This window comes from Vreelandella aquamarina, assembly GCF_044805175.1.
GTDB classification, from domain to species: domain Bacteria; phylum Pseudomonadota; class Gammaproteobacteria; order Pseudomonadales; family Halomonadaceae; genus Vreelandella; species Vreelandella aquamarina_B.
Map to the genome: position 1 here is coordinate 2,389,728 of NZ_CP085232.1, position 18,147 is coordinate 2,407,874.

Sequence of the window (18,147 nt, forward strand, 5' to 3'; positions counted from 1 at the left end):
TCAGCACCCCGTGCGCATTTTCAAACAGCATCGAGCGTTTCCACATCAAACGCCACGATCTGGCGTTTGATGCTGGAGAACTCCACGCCGACCAAATGGATAGGTTTGCCAGAGGCCCCGTACTTGTCGGCATAGCCCTTGTGTTTGATTTGCGCCAGCGCGTTACCTTCCGGCAGCTGCTCGACCACTTTGAACTCGAACAGGTAGATATGCCCGCCAAAATCCACGCTCATATCCACCTTGCCGTGGTGGCTGGCATCTTCCACCGTCACATCCAGGCCTAGGGCCGCGAAGTGGCTGTAGAACACGCTCGCATAATGCCCTTCGTAGCGAGCAATCGGGTTGTTGCGATACCAGTCGTGAGGGAGTCCGGCATAGAGCGCCTTTAGGTGCGCTTCTAGCCCGACAAGATCATGCTGGCTTAAATGGCGGAACAGCGTCCTACGTTCACGCGGGGCGTTTTCGACCCCCAGCGATGGCAATAAGGCGTGGTTGAGACTGGTTTCGACTTCACGATTAGGAAAGCCCAGCGTGTACTGGCGGTACCCCAGCAGCGGCTCTTCTACTTGGTGGATGGTCAAGTAACCGGTTTGAAACAGCAGGCCTTCGGTACTGATCTGATCCACATCGAACTGGCTGAGCAGTTCATACTCGGTTTCCCAGTGATCTAGTGAGGGCGTAAATACCCCCCGCTGTTTGAGAATATCGACCAGGAACGTCGGCGTGGCAGACTCAAACCAGTACGGCGCGAACTCACGCTTTTGAAACAGTAGCAGCACATCAAAGGGGTTGTAGACGGACACCACCTCGCGCCCACCCCAGCGGTAGCCGTTGTACCACTGACGAATGGCCTCACGATCCAAGCCAGGTAGCTCCGGCGCGAACACCTTGTTGATGTCTTCGTCGGTATAGCCGCAAATCGTGCTGAAAGGAGCGTCTAAGGTGATATCGTTGAGATTGTTCAAGCCCGAAAATAGGCTGACCTTGCTGAACTTTGATACGCCTGTGAGCAGCACAAAGTGCAAATGAGGGTCGGCATCTTTCAGCACGCTATACAGGTTCTTCAACCCCTCGCGCAGTTCCCGAGCGCGCTCTGGCACCAAAATATTATCCAGAATCGGCTTATCGTATTCATCGATCAGCACGACCACCCGTTGGCCGTATTGCTGGTGGGCAATGCGAATAAGGGCGGAAAACTCGCCGGGAATATCGGCTTCATGGTGTTGAGTAATGCCAAGCTGCTCGCGCTGCACCCGAAGCTGGTCACGGATACGTTCATCCAGCCCTTCACGGCTCTGCATGACGCCATCGGCAAAGCTGATACGGATGACCGGGTAACGCTGTTGCCAGTCCCACTGATCGTGAATATAGAGCCCTTCAAACAGCGCCTGGCGGCCCTCGAATAAGCAGCGCAGCGTATCCAGCAACAGGCTTTTACCAAAGCGGCGCGGTCGCGAGAGAAAGTAGTATTTGTTCTGGTTAACCAAACGCTCGATATGCGGGGTTTTATCGACGTAGTAATAGCCGCCCTCGCGGATATCCGAGAACGTCTGAATCCCGATGGGTAGCTTGCGGCGATGGGCATCCTGCACGGCGGCCTCCAAAGCAAAAACAGCGATACGAAGAGCAGTTTAGCATGCGGCTGATTCGGGCAGCGCCTCGCCAAAGCCCTCGGGAAACGCATGCTCGCCGCGATTGATAAACGCGTAGCGTGCATGGGCATAGGGGAAGCGTTTCATCACGGCATTCTGCATCGTGATCTTGTAGAAATCGTTATCCAGGAGCGAGGTCGGCATGAGATCCCTTCACCAGCATCAACAGATCGCCAAGAGCGGCTAGCCCGCTAGATTACCAGTTGGCGACGATACCTCACAGCCTAACCCCTGTTTACTGTGGCTAGCAGGCGGGCGAGCGGCTATCTGCTATCGTGAGTTTAAACACCGGTTTATCACTAGGAGCGGACTCTATGCGTCTTTCGCAATCACAGCGCGAGCTTATTCTGTCAGGCGTCCGTGAGTTTGTAGGGCCTTCGGTGGCAGTGCATGTTTTCGGCTCGCGGCTAGATGATAGTAAGCGAGGCGGCGATGTCGATCTGCTGCTTATATCCCCCAACGCCATCCCGCTACTCGCCTGTGCTGAGCTCAAAATGGCGCTAGAACAACGCCTCCAGCTACCGCTCGATATCGTGACCTACGTCACAACAGCTGAACCTACTCCGTTTCAAGCCATTGCACTCGCCCAGTCACGGCCAATGACGCTTGAGGTAGCCGCATGAGCCAAGACTTCTCCAACGAATTCGACACCATCTTTCAAACCAGCCTCTAACGCTGCTTTGCTCTTTTGCCCAGCTCTTGGCAACGCGATATAGTGCCGGTGCCTTTGGCTACCCGCCAAAGGCGCTTTGCTTTCCGCCTGCCGTGATGTTCGGAGAATGAGAATGAGCCAGCCCGCCCCGTTGAATCCGCTGACGCTGCCGCTACACGGCAGCCGTTTGATCGAAGCCAGTGCAGGCACGGGGAAAACCTTCACCATCGCGCTGCTGTACGTGCGCTTGGTGCTGGGCGGGCAGCACAGCGAAGACGATACCGCTTTTATACGCCCGCTCACCCCGCCGGAAATTCTGGTGGTGACATTCACGAACGCTGCCACCCAAGAGCTGCGCGAACGTATCCGCCATCGACTGGTAGAAGCGGCGGAGGTGTTTAGGAAAGCACCAAACACGAAGGAAGCAGGCCACGGAGAGGGTCTTTTTCCAGGGATGGAAAAAGTAGCGCCCAAGGATGGGTTCACAGCGCCCTCGGAGTGGCCTGCTTCCGAGTCTGCTGACGATCCTTTACTTGTCCAACTACGCAGCCAATACCCCGAGGCCACGTGGCCCGCCTGCGCCCGCCGCCTGGAGCTGGCCGCCGAGTGGATGGACGAAGCCGCCGTTTCCACCATTCATAGCTGGTGCTACCGCATGCTGCGAGAACACGCCTTCGATAGCGGCAGCCTGTTCTCGCTCAATTTAGAAAACGACCAGCAAGAGCTGGAGCAAGAGGTAGTGCGCGACTACTGGCGCACCTTCTACTACCCGCTGGACGCCGAAGCGCTGGGCAGCATTACCGGCTACTGGAAATCGCCGGACCAACTCCACGGGCAGGTGCGCAAACTGCTGGCCGAAAGCGAAGCCCTGGGCAGCCCGCGCCCCGCGCCCGAGCAAACCCTAAGCGCCGCCCAAGCCGAGCGCAGCGCACGCCTAACCGAGCTAAAAGCCCCCTGGCCCGCCTGGCTGGATGACCTAGTGCCCGCATTAGAAGACGCCGCCAAGCGCAAAGCCTTCAAAGGCCAAAGCTTCAACGCCAAAAGCCGCGCCAACTGGCTAGGCGCTCTGCGGGAGTGGTGCGACAGCGACGCCACCCGCCCCGCACTCACCGATGCCGCCTGGAAACGCCTCACCCCAGACGGCATGGCCGAGATATGGAAAGAGGGCGCGCCCCCTTGCCCCGCCGCCTGGGCAGCGCTGGCCGAGCTGCCCGCCGCGCTAAACGCCCTGCCCGAGCCGCGTAACGATCTGCTGATTCACGCTGTGCAGTGGTGCAAAGTGCGCCTGGAGCGGGAGCAAGAGCGCCGCGCCGAAATGGGCCCCAACGACCTGCTCACCCACTTGGACCGCGCCCTGCAAGGCCCCAACAAAGAGACCCTGGCCGCGCAGATACTGCGCCAGTTCCCTGTGGCGCTGATCGACGAGTTCCAGGACACCGACCCCATCCAGTACCGTATTTTCAACGCGGTGTATGAGGTCGCTAAACCCCGCCGAGACGCCGCCATGCTGCTGATCGGCGACCCCAAGCAGGCCATTTACGCCTTTCGCGGCGCGGATATCTTCACCTACTTAAAAGCTCGCGAAGACACCGCAGGCCTCCACGTCACGCTGGGCACCAACTACCGCTCCAGCCGCGCCATGGTCGACGCGGTGAACCACTGCTTCCGCTACGCCGATCAGCACCCGGCCGGAGCGTTTCTATTCCGCGAAGAAGGCGGCGATAACCCGCTGCCGTTTCTGCCGGTAGACGCCAAAGGCCGAAGAGAACAGCTCGTTCACCAAGGCCAACCGCTGCCCGCCATGACGCTCTGGCCGCTGGCCGCCGACGAGCCGCTCTCCAAAACCGCCTACCAAACCGAGATGGCCGAACGTTGCGCCTCGTACATGGCGGAACTGCTCAGCGCAGGCCAACAAGGCGAGAGCGGCTTTCAAACCGACGACACACTCACCCTGCTCAAGCCCTCGGATATGGCGGTATTGGTGAACGGTCTGCAGGAAGCCCGCGCCATTCGCCAAGCGCTGGCCAGCCGTGGGGTGAAGAGCGTGTACCTTTCGGATCACGATAAGGTGTTTAGCTCGCCCATGGCCGCCCAGGTAGAGCGCTGGCTGCGCGCCTGCGCCGAGCCGCTAGCCAGCTCCCGCCAGGCCGAAGCGCACCTGCGCGCCGCGCTGGCCACGCCGGCGCTGGGGCTAAGCCTGGCAGAGCTGGACCACCTGCAGCAAAACGAGCTGGCCTGGGAAGAGCGGGTAGAGCAGTTCAGCCACTACCACCGCCTGTGGCAGCGCCAGGGCGTGCTGCCGCTGGTGCGCCGCATGATGGTGGATTTTGATATTCCCGCCCGCCTGCTGGCGGAGTTTGAAGAGGGTGAGCGTTTGCTTACCGACCTGTTGCACCTGGGCGAACTGCTGCAGCAGGCCAGCGCCGAACTGGATGGCGAGCACGCGCTGATTCGCTTTTTGTTTGACGCCATTGCCGACCCGGAAAGCCACGGCGACAGCCACAAACTGCGCCTGGAGAGCGACGCGGATTTGGTCAAAGTGGTCACCATCCACAAATCCAAAGGGCTTGAGTACCCGCTGGTGTTCCTGCCGTTCATCGCCAACCACCGCCCGATGAAAGCCGACGACGTACCGCTACGCTGGCACGACAGCGAAGGCAACCTGCAGCTCAGCCTAGAAGCCGATGACGCGATACTCGCCACCGCCGACCGCGAACGGCTGGGGGAAGACCTGCGCAAACTCTACGTCGCGCTTACCCGCGCCCGCCACGCCACCTGGCTGGGGCTGGCACCGCTGAAAGGCCTGGAGAACAGCGCGATGGGCTACCTGCTGAAAGGCGGCAGCGCCCTTTCACCGGAGGCGCTCAATAACGCGCTCGACAAACTGGTGGAAGGCAGCGAGATACAGATTCACCAGCCACCCGCGCCCACCGCAGAGCGCGTTGCCCAAGTGGAGCAAAGCAGAGCGCTGGGCCACGCCCGCACGCCCACGCGCCCCGCCAAAGAGCACTGGTGGATTGCCAGCTACTCCGCGCTGCGGCTTTCCGGCACGCTCACCGCCCCGGTGTTGCAGCCACTGGAACCCACCACCGCCCAAGAAGCCACTGCGTTTGAAATGCTGGATGAGCCCCAGGAACGATCTCAACCAGAAGCGTTTCACCTGCACAAATTCCCCCGTGGCCCCGGCCCCGGCACCTTCCTGCACGGGCTGCTGGAGTGGGCGGGCAAGCAAGGCTTTAATACCGCCGCCAACGATATGGAAGCACTCAACGACATGCTGTGGCGGCGGGTGCAGCTACGCGGCTGGCAGGCATGGCAAGAACCGCTGGCGGGCTGGCTAAGCGCCCTACTCACCACGCCGCTACCGCTGGCCGCGCCCACCCCGCAAAGCGTGGCGCTGAATGAGCTAGAAAGCTACCAAGTAGAGCTAGAGTTCTGGTTCGCCGCCAAACGGGTGAACACCCAAGCTATCGATGCACTGGTAAGCAAGCATTTACTGCCAGGGGTAGAGCGCCCCGCGCTGGATGCCGACACCCTCAACGGCATGCTGAAAGGCTTTATCGACTTGGCCTTCGAGCACCAGGGGCGCTTTTACGTGCTGGACTGGAAATCGAACTACCTAGGCCCCAACGACAGCGCCTACGAACCCGAGGCCCTGCGCCACGCGCTGCTGGCCAAACGCTACGACCTGCAGGCGGCGCTCTACTTACTCGCCATGCACCGGCTTTTAAAAGCGCGCCTGCCGGATTACGACCCGCACCAGCATTTGGGCGGTTCGATGACGGTATTCCTACGCGGCAGCCGCAGCCCTGGGCGCGGCGTAGTGGGCGAACCCGCCCCGGTTGAACTCATCGAAGCCCTGGATAGCCTGTTTGCAGGCGAGCCACACGCCACCCAGCAGGAGGCCACGGCATGAGCCGCCAACACGATAGCCACACCTTCGATATGTTCGGAGAAGCCGCCAGCGCCCACCCGGCACTCGGCAGCATCCCGGAACTGCTGGCCCTGTGCGAACGCTGGGTAGCGCGAGGCTGGCTGCGGGATTTAGACCGCGCCCTGGTGCGCTTTCTCGCTAGTGAAGCCCCAGACGCCCCCACGCTGCTGCTACTGGCAGCCGCGCTGGCCAGCCACCAGCTAGGCCGCGGCCACGTATGCCTGGATATTAACGCCACGCTCAACGCGCCGGATTTCGCCCTTTCGCTACCGCCCGAAGGGGACGACCTCACCGACCCGCCGCCGCTGCCCAGCAACGTGCTGGCCACGCTCACGCTCAGCGAATGGCAAGCCGCCCTGCACCACCCGCTGCTCACCAGCGAAGGCCCCGGCAACACCCCGTTGGTCGTAGTGACCACTCACTCAGCCAGCGGCACCCCCAGCACGCAGCTCTACCTTCGCCGCTACTGGCAGTACGAACAAAGCCTCCACCAACACATCGCCGCCCGCCTGGAAGCCACCGGCACAGAAAGCACGAGCACAGAAGGCCAAAGTGGGAGGCCAATTCATTGGGCGACGGGTGACGCCAGTCACCCTGGGTTACTCCCCCAAGCCCTGAACATCCTCTTCAAGCAAAACAACGGCCTAGACTGGCAAAAAACCGCCTGCGCCCTGGCTGCCCGCAGCCGCTTCGGCATCATTACCGGCGGCCCCGGCACCGGCAAAACCACCACCGTGGTCCGCCTGCTCGCCCTGCTGCAAACCCTGCAACTGGCCCAGCACCCCAGCCAGCCGCTGCGCATTCGCCTAGCCGCCCCCACCGGCAAAGCCGCCGCCCGCTTGAACGAATCCATTGCCGGGCAGGTGAATGCGTTACCGCTCGCTGAATTGGCAACGCTGTTAAGTGAACATTCACCTGCTGCGGCAGCTAGCGAGATCGCGATTCCCACAGAAGTCACGACACTACATCGACTACTCGGCGCACGACCCGATACCCGCCACTTCCGCCACAGCGCCGCCAACCCGCTGGCGCTGGACGTGCTGGTGATCGACGAAGCCTCGATGGTGGATATCGAAATGATGGCCGCGACCCTCAGCGCCCTGCCCGCCCACGCCCAGTGCATTCTGCTGGGGGATAAAGACCAGCTCGCCTCGGTAGAGGCAGGCTCGGTACTCGGCGACCTATGCCGCCGCGCCGACGCCGCCCACTACACCCCCGCCACCGCCGACTGGCTGGCCCAAGCCACCGGCCAGCCGCTGCCTGGGCAGTTCATCGACCCCGCAGGCCAACCGCTCGACCAAGCCATTACCATGCTGCGGGTAAGCCACCGCTTCAATGAACGCAGCGGCATCGGCCAGTTGGCAAAAGCCATTAACCAGCCGGGCCATGCACAAAGCGAACGGGAAAAGCAGCAGGCGGTAAGCGCCGTGCTGCGCCACGGCTACCCAGATGTGCACCATTTGGTGATGAGTGACGACGCCGCGCTGGATAAGCTGGTGATTCACGGCAGCCCCAACGGCTTTGCAGGCAACGGCGAAGGCCGCACCGACCACCAAGGCCAGCCCATCGCCCCGCCCACCGGCTACCGCCACTACCTCAACGTGCTGCAAGCCCAGCGCCCACGGGGGGAGTCGTTCGAGGAGAACCAAACCGCCTATAACACCTGGGCCAGTGAGGTGCTCAGCGCCTACAGCCACTTCCAACTGCTGTGCGCGCTGCGCAAAGGCCCCTGGGGGGTAGAAGGCTTAAACCAGCGCATTGCCAGCACATTACGCCGCGAAAAGCTGCTGTTCGGCAGCGACTACACCTTGGAGAAAGGCTGGTTTGAGGGCCGCCCGGTTCTGGTGACCCAAAACGACTACGGCCTAAAACTGATGAACGGCGATATCGGCATCACCCTGGCCGTGCCCGACCCGCGCAACCCGCAGCAGAAGCTATTAAGAGTCGCGTTCCCAACCAGCGACACCGAAAAACCCATCCGCTGGGTGCTGCCTTCCCGCCTGCACGCGGTAGAAACCGTGTTTGCGATGACGGTGCACAAATCCCAAGGCTCCGAGTTCTTGCACACCGCCCTACTGCTACCGCCCACGCTAAACCCCATCCTGACCCGCGAGCTGGTGTACACCGGCATCACCCGCGCCCGCGAATGGCTCACGGTGGTGGAAGCCAAACGCGGGGTGTTGAATGAGGCGGTAGTGAGGGAGGTGGTTAGGGTTAGTGGGGTTGGGGGTTAACATGAGAAAGCTATTGCCTATGCTTAGCTTTGTTAAATGTTTCTCGGTTAGTCTTCGATAAAGAAGTCAGTATCGACTTTCTTTATTTCATAGACCGCCGCAGAACTAACGCCCACGCCATGATCAATCATCAGTTGTACGAGATCCGTACCGTCTAGCAGAACAACCTTGGGATCAATTTGCCCGACATAATCCAGCGCCTCTTTTGAGAATCGGCTAGTTGTAATGAAAACCCCTTTCTTAGCCCGCTGGCCATGAAGGGCTCCAACAAATTTCTGAATTTCTGGGCGGCCAACTGGTGCTTCCCAACGTTTTGCTTGGAGATATATCGTTTCCAAACCGAGACGATCTTCTTTGATAACACCATCAATACCTTCATCTTGAACCGTACCGGGATTCCCGGAGGCTCCAAACCTTGAGAGGATGGAGCCATGAGTAAATCAAATCGATATTCCCCTGAAGTTCGCCAGCGGGCGGTACGTATGGTCTTCGACCACGAGGCCGATTATTCCTCCCAGTGGGCAGCCCTCGGTGCCATCGCCCCAAAAATCGGCTGTACGCCTGAAACACTGCGCAGTTGGGTCCGACAGGCCGAGCGTGACACAGGGCGTCGGGAAGGCGCTACGACCTCCGAGCGTGAACGGATCAAAGCGCTAGAGCGTGAAAACCGAGAGTTGAAGCAAGCCAACGAGATCCTACGAAAGGCCTCTGCGTATTTTGCCCAGGCGGAGCTCGACCGCCGCGGGAAGTGATGATCAACTTTATCGAAGATTACCGAGCGTTATACGGGGTCGAGCCGATCTGCCGTGTCCTGCCGATCGCCCCGTCGACGTACTATGAGCATCGTGCCCGCGCACGCGAGCCCAACCGAGCGCCTCCCCGCAATAAACGTGAGCGCTGGCTGAGGGCCGAAATTCAGCGCGTCTGGGAAGAGAACTTCGGTGTCTACGGCATCCGCAAAGTCTGGCGTCAACTACACCGAGAAGGCACTCCGGTGGCTCGCTGCACCGTCGCTCGCCTGATGCGCCAAATGGGGCTGCGCGGTGTGATACGTGGTAAGCCGGTGCGTACGACTGTATCTGACCCTAACAAGGCCTGTCCGGCGGATTTGGTCAAGCGGCAGTTTCAGCCAGCTCAGCCGAACGCACTGTGGGTATCAGATTTTACCTACGTTGCCACATGGAAGGGCTTTGTTTATGTCGCCTTCGTCATTGATGCGTTTGCTCGCCGAATCATCGGCTGGCGAGTTTCCAGTACACCTCGAACCGATATGGTGTTGGATGCGCTTGAACAGGCGCTTCATGAGCGCCCTCAGCGACCTAAAGGTGATCTTATTCACCACAGCGACCGAGGCGTTCAATACGTCTCAATTCGCTACACGGAACGTTTAGCAGATGCCGGCATTGAGCCCTCTGTCGGAAGCGTGGGCGATTCGTACGACAACGCAATGGCTGAAACCGTGATAGGGCTTTTCAAGACCGAAGTGATTCGCCGACGCGGACCATGGCGGCAACTAGAAGCGGTTGAGTTTGCAACGTTGGAGTGGGTCGACTGGTTCAATCACCGGCGGTTACTGGAGCCGATTGGCCACATCCCACCAGCAGAGCGAGAAGCCATGTATTATGAGCAACAGAGTCAGGCAAATAAGGCTGCTTGACTCAAACTAACGGGTCTCCGAGAAAACCGGTACGGTTCATCTGCAGTCTTGCGGGTAGCTCTGCCTGCTTCTTTCACAGAACCTCCATATCCCATTGAAACGATCAGGTGAACAACCAGTTTCTCAAAAAATTCGGGCGTATTATTCTTTACGAGATAAAGTAGCTCGTTTGCCACTTCGTCACGTAACTGCTGATAGGCTTGCTCCAATGTTTCTTCAGGAGTCGTCGTTACTGTTGCGTCATCACCAGTGTGAGTTACCTTCTCGGTTCGGTTTTTACTGCTTGCCTGCCGAAACTCTTGAAACTCATCAAACCGCTGCAAGTACTTTATGTCTATTCGCTCCGGTTTTTCCAAAAGAGCTTTTCGGCCACGATCAGAAATATAGAACCTTCCCCGCTTAGGTGATTCTAACACCCCGGCCTGGGTTAAATAGACCTTGGCCCAGGCTACACGGTTTGCAAATGTAGTTTGCCGTCCGCTTGGCAGCCTTTCCTCAAGATCTTCTTGAGAAAGACCCATTATTTCTGCCAACTTCTCACGAGCTTCCTGCATAGTATGCTCTTTACCATCAGCAGAGAATTCGAGCAACGGCAACATCAATGATTGAAAATCAGGTACAGCCAAGGGCTACTCCTACAATATTTATCTACAAATAACATTAGACATGAACGCGACCGCTTAATACACCGTTGTAAATGCGGCACAGCACTAAGCTAGGCTGAGTGCCGTGGGCGCTAACTGCTAGCTCCCCTGCTGCGTTCCAGCCGCCGCTATTGCCGCAGGTTTGCCAACCACCCGTGGTGGAAACGTGGTTGGCGAGCAGTACCGGCAGTTGGTGGCGCTTTGCGATGGCGGCGAGCAGCTCGGCATCGTTGGCATAGCCACCTGGGGAGATCAGCGCGCTGGCTAGGTAAACGTCCGCTTGTTGGGCAGCGGCGGTAGCGGCGTGTATGGAGTGGGTGAAGTCGGCGCAAACGGCTAGCGCAATGCGGGTGCCGTTTACGTTGATAAGGCCGCTTTCTTGGCCTGGGGCACAGTAAACCTCCTCCCCTTCGTGAAGGTGTTGTTTTAGGTAGAAGGTGTATTCGCCGTTGGGGAAGCAGATCACCGCTGCGATGAAGGGTTTGCCGTTGGGGTTGTGCAGTGGGCAGCCTGCTATTACTACCGTGTTATTGGCGACGGCCGCGGCGGTGAGGGCGGCAAAGGTTGCATCGTCGCGGGGCATGGCCAGTTGGCTGAGTAGCGGCAGCTCGTAGCCGGTGAGCGAGAGTTCGGGAAAGGCCACCACGTTGGCCCCCAACGCGGCGGCGCGTTCTATGTAGGCCAAGTGTGTTTTGAGGTTGTCGTCTACCGCTGCTTTGATAACAGGCAATTGGGCGAGTGCAATGGTGATGGGGGCTGGTGTGGTGGTTGTCATTTTTTCCACTTAGCTGGCTGGGTGCAGGCACAGTCGCGGGCTAAAGTCACCTCCCACTGCTGGCTCACTCTCGGGGCCGATTCAGTTGCGGGCTAATAGTGATAGCGGCAAGAAATGACAGTGATCGCGTGGTGATCGACTGCATAAACAAGCCGATTAGTATCGTCTATACGTCGAGACCAAAAGCCCGCTAGGTTTTCTTTTAAGGGCTCTGGCTTGCCGATTCCTTCAAAGGGAGAGCGCTTTACATCGTTTATCAGCTTATTAATGCGCTTAAGGGTTTTCTTATCCTGCGCTTGCCAAGAGACGTAGTCGTTCCAAGATTCATCTGTCCAACACAACAGTCGCTGACTACTCATCCATTAACTCTCGTGCGCTTGTTTGGCCAGCACGATATTGCGCTATTGAGCGGTTAAGGTGTTCAGCATTTTTAGGCGAACGAAGCAGGTGCACTGTTTCCATTAGGCTATTGTAATAATCCAGCGACATCACAATGGCATCTTCAGCATCCCTGCGCGTGATCACGGTGGTATCCGCATCATTAACGACGCCATCCAGCACAGCTTTTAAGCCATTCCTCGCTTCTGTAAAAGACACAATTTTCATACACGCCTCACATGTACTATTTAGGGTACAAGTCTAGCCGTTGCTCGCAAACCTGTACAGCTAATAAGACAGAACGACTGCTTCAGGCCTTTTTCACAAACTGTGCGGTCACCATCATGTCGCCTGCGCCGTCTACTTTGCAGTCTAGCTGGTGGTCTTTGCCCTCTTTTAGCCGTTTGATGACGGCTTTGGTGCCGATCTTGAGCACTTGGGAGCTGCCTTTGACCTTGAGGTCTTTGATCAGCGTAACCTTGTCGCCTTCGGCGAGCGGCGTGCCGTGGGCATCTGCCACGTTCACAGCCTCTTCGGCGGCGGCTTCTTCAGGGTTCCATTCGTGGGCGCATTCAGGGCAGATGAACAGGCGTTGATCCTGGTAGACGAATTCCGACTGGCAGCGGGGGCATGGCGGGCAAGACATAAGCAGTGGCTTCTGTGGTAAATGAGCGGTGATGATACTGAGCCAGGGCAGCCTTGGCGACTGGCGAGCTCCGCCGTGGGCGCTGGCGAGGCTCAGGCGCTGGCATCGTCCGCGTGTTCGGTGGGGTGAAACACTTCTTTCTGCTCGGCCCATTTCAGCAGCGCATCCAGCGCGGGGCAGAGCGCTTGGCCCCACTCGGTTAGGCGGTACTCCACTTTGGGCGGCACTTGCGGGTACACCTTGCGCGCCACGATGCCATCGGCTTGCAGTTGCCGCAGTTGCTGGGCGAGCATCTTTTGCGAGATGCCGGGGATCAGCTTTTCAAAATCGGAGTAGCGCTGCACGTTACCGTCAAAGAGGTGGAAGAGAATAATCAGCTTCCAGCGCCCTTCCAGCATTTTTAACACATCTTCCACTCCGCTGGCCGCGCTAGTGGGCGTGTAAATCCTTCTCATGGGTAAGCCACTTACCTTTTTGTGCGTTCTTGATAATCGGTAAGCCTAAGCAGAAGATCCTCGTACAGCAACCACGATGAGGAAGGCCTCCCATGAGCGTGTCACTCTCTACTCCCATTGCCACCTATATCGACATTAGCAACGGCGCGGATGATGCCCCACTGGCGGAGTGCTTTACTGCCGATGCCCGCGTGGTGGATGAAGGGCAAACCCACCAGGGCATTGCCGCCATTCGTGCCTGGTTACGCGACACCCGCCGCCAGTTTGAGTACCACGTGGCGCCCACCGACGTCTCTCGTGATGGCGACAAGATGGTGATTACCACCACCGTGACCGGCGATTTTCCCGGTAGCCCGGTGCAGCTGTTTCACCATATCGAACTGGCCGATGAACGCATTCAAAGCTTGGAGATTACCCCATGAACCTGCAGCTTAGTGGGCGTCGCGTATTGATCACGGGTGGCGGTAAAGGCGCGGGCGCGGCGGTGGTGGCGCTGTTTCGTGAAGAGGGCGCGCAGGTGCTGACGACTACCCGCAACCGCCCCGCTGCCCTGCCCGAGGAGCTGTTCGTCGCCGCCGATCTCACCACGGCCGAAGGCTGCGCGACAGTGGCGGAAGCCGTGAAGGCGCGCATGGGCGGTGTGGATATCATAGTGCATGTGGTGGGCGGTTCATCCGCCCCGGCGGGCGGCTTTGCGGCCCTGGGTGAAGACGAGTGGCAGCAGGAGCTGAACCTGAACCTGTTCCCCGCCGTGCGGCTAGATCGCGCCCTGCTGCCGGGCATGCTAGCCCAGGGTGAAGGGGTGATCGTTCACGTGACCTCGATTCAACGGGAGCTGCCTTTACCGGAATCCACCACTGCGTACGCGGCGGCCAAGGCGGCGCTCTCGACCTATAGCAAGAGTTTATCGAAGGAGGTGTCGCCACAAGGCGTGCGGGTGGTGCGCGTCTCGCCGGGTTGGATAGAGACGGAAGCCGCCGTTGCCTTGGCGGAGCGTCTGGCTGAGCAGGCAGGCACCGATTACGAGGGCGGCAAGCAGATCATCATGGCCACGCTGGGCGGCATCCCGCTGGGCAGGCCTTCTACCCCGGCGGAAGTGGCGAACCTGATTGCGTTCGTGGCCTCGCCGCTGGCGGGCTCGATCACGGGCACCGAGTTTGTGATTGATGGCGGCACGGTGCCGGTAGCGTAGCGCTTAATTGGCCGGGTATCTCAATCGCTATTGGCGTAGGCAGGCCTCGGCTCCTAGACTGAAGCTTCGTTTCTCTTGAGATACCCGACCTATGCGCGTTTTTTCTAATCCGGTCGGTGCCGGTTCACTCTGGTTCGATAATTTGGTCACGGCGGATGGTGTGCCGGTGGCTTACGACCCCCAGGCGCGGGCGTTTATTCCCATGCCGCCCTTCTGTGCCAATCGTGAAGTGATTGGCTGTAACTGGATTGCCCCCAAGCATGGCGAGTTCTGCCGCGCCTGTGCGATGACCGCCCTAGCCCCAGACCCTGCCATTTCCGATGCGATACCCAACTGGGCGCAAACCGAGGCAGCCAAGCGCTGGGTAATTGATAACCTAGGCCGCTGGCACTGGTTTCGCCCGGAAGACCCCGGCGCGCCGCCGGTGTTTCATATGCTGGCGGAAGGCGGTACGCCTGTCCCCATGGGGCACGTGGGTGGCGTGGTGACGATTAGCGTGGCGGAAGCTGATGCCGTGCTACGCACCACTCGTAAAGAGGCGTTGGATGAACCTTACCGCACCATGATTGGCCATATGCGCCATGAAATTGCTCATATGCTGTGGTGGCGCCTTAGCTTGCGGAAGGATTTTCTGGATGACTTCCGCGAGATGTTTGGCGATGAGCGGGAGGATTACCCGGCAGCGCTGCAGCGCCACTATGAAAACGGCCCGCCTGCGGATTGGCAAACGCGGTTTCTGTCGACCTACGCCTCTTCTCACCCCCATGAGGATTGGGCGGAAACCACTTCGCACCTGCTGCACTTAACCGATATCACCGATAGCTTTGTGTCGTCGGGCATGACCTCGCCCGTGCTACCGGATGACCATAATTGGGATGCCTACGCTGAACCGGATTCAGAGCGGCTGATTCATATTGCGGCATCCTTAGTGGCAGGCGTAAACCATGTAAACCGTTCGATGGGGCTGTCGGATCTCTACCCGTTTGTGCTTTCCAAAGTGGCGCTGCGCAAGCTGGAGTTTGTTCACAACTGGCTGCGGCGCGGTGCGCAAGGGCTTTAGCCACGTGCGCTTTGCTTGATGCGATTTAGTGAAGGTCCAGTGCCTCGATCACCGCTGCCACCCGTTGACGAGCTTCCCCTTGCAGGGTGTTCAGGGGTTGAGGCAAGCAAGGTGCGCTAGCGCGACCAGTGAGTTCGGCAATGGTCGCCGCTACCCGAAGGCTGCCGCCATAGTCGTGATACAGCGCCCATAGCGGTGCTAAGGCGTCTGAGCGGGTTTGGGCCTGTTCAGCGTCGCCCGCTTGGGCGGCGCGTGTTAGCGCCAGCGCTAGTTCTGGGTAGAGCCCGCCCATCACCGAATACCACGCCTCGCAGCCTGCCAACAGGCCCGTCGCGGCGGCGGGGTCGCCGCTGATGCCGATGGTCACATCATTAGGAATCAGCGCCCGCAGCCGCGCCACGCGAGCTTTGGCGTCTTCTAGGTTGTAGGGCACTGGCGGAATTTTAATTGAGCGCACCTGGGGCAACTCGGCAATGCGCCCGTGCAGCTCGTCGCTGAACGTAAAGTGCGTGGTGCCGGGGTTGTCGTACACGCACAGCGGCACGCTAATGGCGCGGCTGACGGTGCTGAACAGGTTAAACACGTCGTCATCAGTCAGCTTTTGGTACGAAACAGGCGCTAACAGCAGGCCGCCAGCCCCAGCCTGCTGTGCGTGCTCAGCATTGGCCAGCACATCGCGGGTGCGCAGCGCACCAATGCCTACCACCACCGGCACCCCCGCCGCACTCTCCACGCTCAGCTTGGCCACCCGCGCCCGCTCTTCCACGCTTAAATAAGCGTAGCTACCGGTAGAACCCAGCACGCCGATGGAATCCACCTGCGCCTGCGCCAAGCGCGCCACTAGCTGGGTAAATTCCTGCTCGTTGATGCCTTGCTCATTCATGGGGGTTAATGGAAACGCACTCAGGCCGGTAAACATGGGGGTGTCCTTTTAGGGGGGGTAACTATCATGGTGATGCTCGGTGAGCGCCGTTTGTGCCTCTGCTTCGATAGCATCCAAGACATCTTCGGACACTTGATAGCGAAATTGTTTACGCCGATTTTTGGAAAGTCGCCCTTCGTTGTTGAGACACATCATGACCAAGCGGGACAAGTCACTGCCACGAATATCGTAACGCGCATTAATAGCAGCACTCACTTGGTCAAAACAGGCTAAATAACGTGTTTCAGATTTTAATTCATCTTCAAGCGCCACCTTGGCCATTTTCAATATGAATGCAACGGCATTCGTTGCGTCCCAGTAACGATAAAGCGCTGGATGGCCGTTAAATTGAAAATCGAACTGGTTCGCGTCAAACCAGTTCACTCGCCAATGCTCTCGGGCAGGTTTCGAGAACACTTCTAACGCTGCCAAGTAATCGGCCTCATGACGCTTCATAGCGACTGAAATAGGCAACAAATGATCGTGAAATAAGCTTTCCATCCGACATAACGCATGGTGGATTAAAAACCTGGAAATTCTTCCATTGCCATCCATGAACGGATGCAGAAACACAAACCCAAATGAAATGACCGCGGAGACCACCAACGCAGGCACCTGCTGAGCCGTGGAGGGATCTGACACTTGGTTTGCCCACCCTATCAAAGCGTGCATCAATTCGTCACAAAGCTCAGGTGGTGGGGGTAAGTAGCTAATGCCAATGGCACCTGGCAAGCCGTTATGCAAATAGTTTTGCTCATGGCGAAAGGCGGCTGCTTTATCGAAAGGGTTACTAATGGTGCTGTTTTGTAGTTCAATCAAATAGGTTTCTGAAAGTGGCTTACGGTCATGGGCCTGGTGTAATAGCTGCATGAAACGCTGCTGTTTATCCGGCGATGGTGTCTCGTTTTCTATGGCAAATGAAGACTGAGTTTCACTGAGGTAAGCCCACTGAATGGCGCGATCTAGCATGCCCGGTGGCAGGGAAGACATAAAAGTAGCAGCTTGCCCCAAAATATCCTCATTCAGCCAAGCGGTTATCTCAGGTGTGCGCCTGACCATCGCACAGTATTCGAGGGTTCCTAATCCATTGAAATCTATTCGCCAGCGGCTGTCACGTATTGAAGGCCCGGTAATGTATTGCTTAGGATCAAACAATGGAACTGCCCGACCTTTAACTTCTACATTGCATGGGAGGCGAGACACAAGCGCTTCATAGAGATAGCCTAACTTGCGTAAATAAATGCCGTTAGGTGAAACTTCTAGGGCCTCACACAATGCGCTTTGCGGTAAATGTGGCAACGCTGCCGCCAATATCCCCAGGTCGATACCTTCGTGTTTTAGTGCGAACACAAAGTGGGCAAGCAACGTGTCATCTGGCGCTCGCCCACTCGGCACCGCTATTTCTTGCTCTAGCCACATAATACGGGTGACAGGGCGTACCCGGGCTGGATACGTCGGTGGACATACCCCTAACGACAAATGCTCATGCAGGTATGCATAGCCAACAGTTTTCATTATATAGCGCCTTGCGACTCAACATTTTGTTCACTTCAACAACAAAATGTTGAGTAAGCAACTAAAACAAGATTTTTTATTAACCTACCAAGTGCAGCATTACTGCCCAAAGCTAAGGCCCAAGCGCAGCGCTTGTAGGCTATCGAGCTGTACCGTGACCTCATCAGAAAACAGCGGGTGGCCTTGCACGCGCACGTTGACCACTGCCTGGGAGCCACGATACCCCACGGTAACGGCGATATTGGTGCTGTCGCTCACTGGGGCCAGCCAATCATACTCGACGTTATCCACGCTTACCGATGACAGCCCACGGGCTTCTAACTGCTCCTCGACTTCCTTCTCGATCACCACACCGTAGTAGACATAGAGTCCTGCGTAGCCCAGCCCCAGCAGTACCAGCAATGAAAAGAGCTTGCCCATTGCCTTCCTCT

General features: G+C 58.3%; 19 protein-coding genes and 1 other annotated feature. Of the genes, 7 read left to right on the forward strand and 12 right to left on the reverse strand.

Translation table 11 applies throughout. The annotated features are described in order from the left end of the window. Nucleotides 1-20: 20 nt before the first annotated feature. Together LG300_RS11180 and LG300_RS11185 are read right to left on the reverse strand one after the other, a co-directional pair. Nucleotides 21-1,592, reverse strand: coding sequence for an ATP-binding protein (locus tag LG300_RS11180; protein ID WP_404375394.1), 1,572 nt, complete (start codon nucleotides 1,590-1,592; stop codon nucleotides 21-23). Between the two features lie 39 nt (nucleotides 1,593-1,631). Then, complete coding sequence (locus LG300_RS11185) at nucleotides 1,632-1,796, reverse strand: hypothetical protein (RefSeq protein WP_404375395.1); 165 nt, start codon at nucleotides 1,794-1,796, stop codon at nucleotides 1,632-1,634. A gap of 170 nt (nucleotides 1,797-1,966) precedes the next feature. Here LG300_RS11185 and LG300_RS11190 point away from each other — a divergent pair, with 170 nt between their 5' ends. The 3 genes from LG300_RS11190 to recD all read left to right on the forward strand — a co-directional run bounded on the left by LG300_RS11190 (nucleotide 1,967) and on the right by recD (nucleotide 8,472). Beyond that, nucleotides 1,967-2,275, forward strand: a complete 309-nt coding sequence (locus LG300_RS11190; RefSeq protein ID WP_228219902.1) for a nucleotidyltransferase domain-containing protein — start codon at nucleotides 1,967-1,969, stop codon at nucleotides 2,273-2,275. A gap of 162 nt (nucleotides 2,276-2,437) precedes the next feature. Beyond that, nucleotides 2,438-6,220, forward strand: coding sequence for an exodeoxyribonuclease V subunit beta (recB, locus tag LG300_RS11195; RefSeq protein WP_404375396.1), 3,783 nt, complete (start codon nucleotides 2,438-2,440; stop codon nucleotides 6,218-6,220). Further along, entirely contained in the window at nucleotides 6,217-8,472 is a 2,256-nt protein-coding gene (gene recD / locus LG300_RS11200; protein ID WP_404375397.1) for an exodeoxyribonuclease V subunit alpha, read from the forward strand. Before recB ends, recD begins: the two co-directional genes overlap by 4 nt. 47 nt (nucleotides 8,473-8,519) lie before the next feature. Here the strand turns inward: recD and LG300_RS11205 are convergent, their stop codons facing one another. Next, the gene (locus LG300_RS11205) at nucleotides 8,520-8,897 is read right to left on the reverse strand and encodes a restriction endonuclease (RefSeq protein WP_404378029.1); all 378 of its coding nucleotides are present in this window, start codon (nucleotides 8,895-8,897) and stop codon (nucleotides 8,520-8,522) included. A 6-nt stretch (nucleotides 8,898-8,903) separates the two neighbouring features. On the opposite strand from LG300_RS11205, the gene LG300_RS11210 reads away from it, so the two are divergent. Beyond that, nucleotides 8,904-10,129 (forward strand): IS3 family transposase gene (locus LG300_RS11210; RefSeq protein WP_336275339.1). Its coding sequence is split into 2 segments (ribosomal slippage): nucleotides 8,904-9,189 and nucleotides 9,189-10,129, totalling 1,227 coding nucleotides; the frame shifts between segments, so codons are not numbered across the junction. Next, nucleotides 9,182-9,298: a sequence feature (AL1L pseudoknot), on the forward strand. It overlaps the preceding gene by 117 nt. Here LG300_RS11210 and LG300_RS11215 read toward each other — a convergent pair. The 6 genes from LG300_RS11215 to LG300_RS11240 all read right to left on the reverse strand — a co-directional run bounded on the left by LG300_RS11215 (nucleotide 10,108) and on the right by LG300_RS11240 (nucleotide 13,027). Then, nucleotides 10,108-10,755, reverse strand: a complete 648-nt coding sequence (locus LG300_RS11215; protein ID WP_404375398.1) for a winged helix-turn-helix domain-containing protein — start codon at nucleotides 10,753-10,755, stop codon at nucleotides 10,108-10,110. The genes LG300_RS11210 and LG300_RS11215 overlap by 22 nt on opposite strands. Nucleotides 10,756-10,789: 34 nt before the next feature. Next, nucleotides 10,790-11,548, reverse strand: a complete 759-nt coding sequence (locus LG300_RS11220; RefSeq protein WP_404375399.1) for a carbon-nitrogen hydrolase family protein — start codon at nucleotides 11,546-11,548, stop codon at nucleotides 10,790-10,792. 92 nt (nucleotides 11,549-11,640) lie between these two features. Beyond that, nucleotides 11,641-11,907, reverse strand: coding sequence for a Txe/YoeB family addiction module toxin (locus LG300_RS11225; RefSeq protein WP_404375400.1), 267 nt, complete (start codon nucleotides 11,905-11,907; stop codon nucleotides 11,641-11,643). After that, nucleotides 11,900-12,154 carry a type II toxin-antitoxin system Phd/YefM family antitoxin gene (locus LG300_RS11230; RefSeq protein WP_404375401.1) on the reverse strand — a complete coding sequence of 85 codons (255 nt, stop codon included), beginning with the start codon at nucleotides 12,152-12,154 and terminating at the stop codon, nucleotides 11,900-11,902. Before LG300_RS11230 ends, LG300_RS11225 begins: the two co-directional genes overlap by 8 nt. An 82-nt stretch (nucleotides 12,155-12,236) precedes the next feature. Then, complete coding sequence (locus tag LG300_RS11235) at nucleotides 12,237-12,572, reverse strand: zinc ribbon domain-containing protein YjdM (protein ID WP_253507406.1); 336 nt, start codon at nucleotides 12,570-12,572, stop codon at nucleotides 12,237-12,239. Between the two features lie 92 nt (nucleotides 12,573-12,664). Beyond that, the gene (locus LG300_RS11240) at nucleotides 12,665-13,027 is read right to left on the reverse strand and encodes a winged helix-turn-helix transcriptional regulator (protein WP_404375402.1); all 363 of its coding nucleotides are present in this window, start codon (nucleotides 13,025-13,027) and stop codon (nucleotides 12,665-12,667) included. Nucleotides 13,028-13,119: 92 nt separating this feature from the next. Here LG300_RS11240 and LG300_RS11245 point away from each other — a divergent pair, with 92 nt between their 5' ends. The 3 genes from LG300_RS11245 (at nucleotide 13,120) to LG300_RS11255 (ending at nucleotide 15,279) form a co-directional block, all read left to right on the forward strand. Continuing rightward, nucleotides 13,120-13,449 carry a nuclear transport factor 2 family protein gene (locus LG300_RS11245; RefSeq protein WP_404375403.1) on the forward strand — a complete coding sequence of 110 codons (330 nt, stop codon included), beginning with the start codon at nucleotides 13,120-13,122 and terminating at the stop codon, nucleotides 13,447-13,449. Next, nucleotides 13,446-14,219, forward strand: a complete 774-nt coding sequence (locus LG300_RS11250) for an SDR family oxidoreductase (RefSeq protein ID WP_404375404.1) — start codon at nucleotides 13,446-13,448, stop codon at nucleotides 14,217-14,219. The genes LG300_RS11245 and LG300_RS11250 overlap by 4 nt, the downstream gene beginning before the upstream one ends. Before the next feature lie 91 nt (nucleotides 14,220-14,310). After that, entirely contained in the window at nucleotides 14,311-15,279 is a 969-nt protein-coding gene (locus LG300_RS11255; protein ID WP_404375405.1) for a putative zinc-binding metallopeptidase, read from the forward strand. 25 nt (nucleotides 15,280-15,304) lie between these two features. Here LG300_RS11255 and LG300_RS11260 read toward each other — a convergent pair whose 3' ends face one another. The 3 genes from LG300_RS11260 to LG300_RS11270 all read right to left on the reverse strand — a co-directional run bounded on the left by LG300_RS11260 (nucleotide 15,305) and on the right by LG300_RS11270 (nucleotide 18,136). Beyond that, nucleotides 15,305-16,198 (reverse strand): dihydrodipicolinate synthase family protein, encoded by an 894-nt coding sequence (locus LG300_RS11260; RefSeq protein WP_404375406.1) that lies wholly within the window; start codon nucleotides 16,196-16,198, stop codon nucleotides 15,305-15,307. Nucleotides 16,199-16,210: 12 nt separating this feature from the next. Beyond that, nucleotides 16,211-17,716 (reverse strand): Fic family protein, encoded by a 1,506-nt coding sequence (locus tag LG300_RS11265; RefSeq protein WP_404375407.1) that lies wholly within the window; start codon nucleotides 17,714-17,716, stop codon nucleotides 16,211-16,213. A gap of 99 nt (nucleotides 17,717-17,815) precedes the next feature. Further along, nucleotides 17,816-18,136, reverse strand: a complete 321-nt coding sequence (locus tag LG300_RS11270; protein ID WP_404375408.1) for a hypothetical protein — start codon at nucleotides 18,134-18,136, stop codon at nucleotides 17,816-17,818. Between the last annotated feature and the right edge of the window lie 11 nt (nucleotides 18,137-18,147).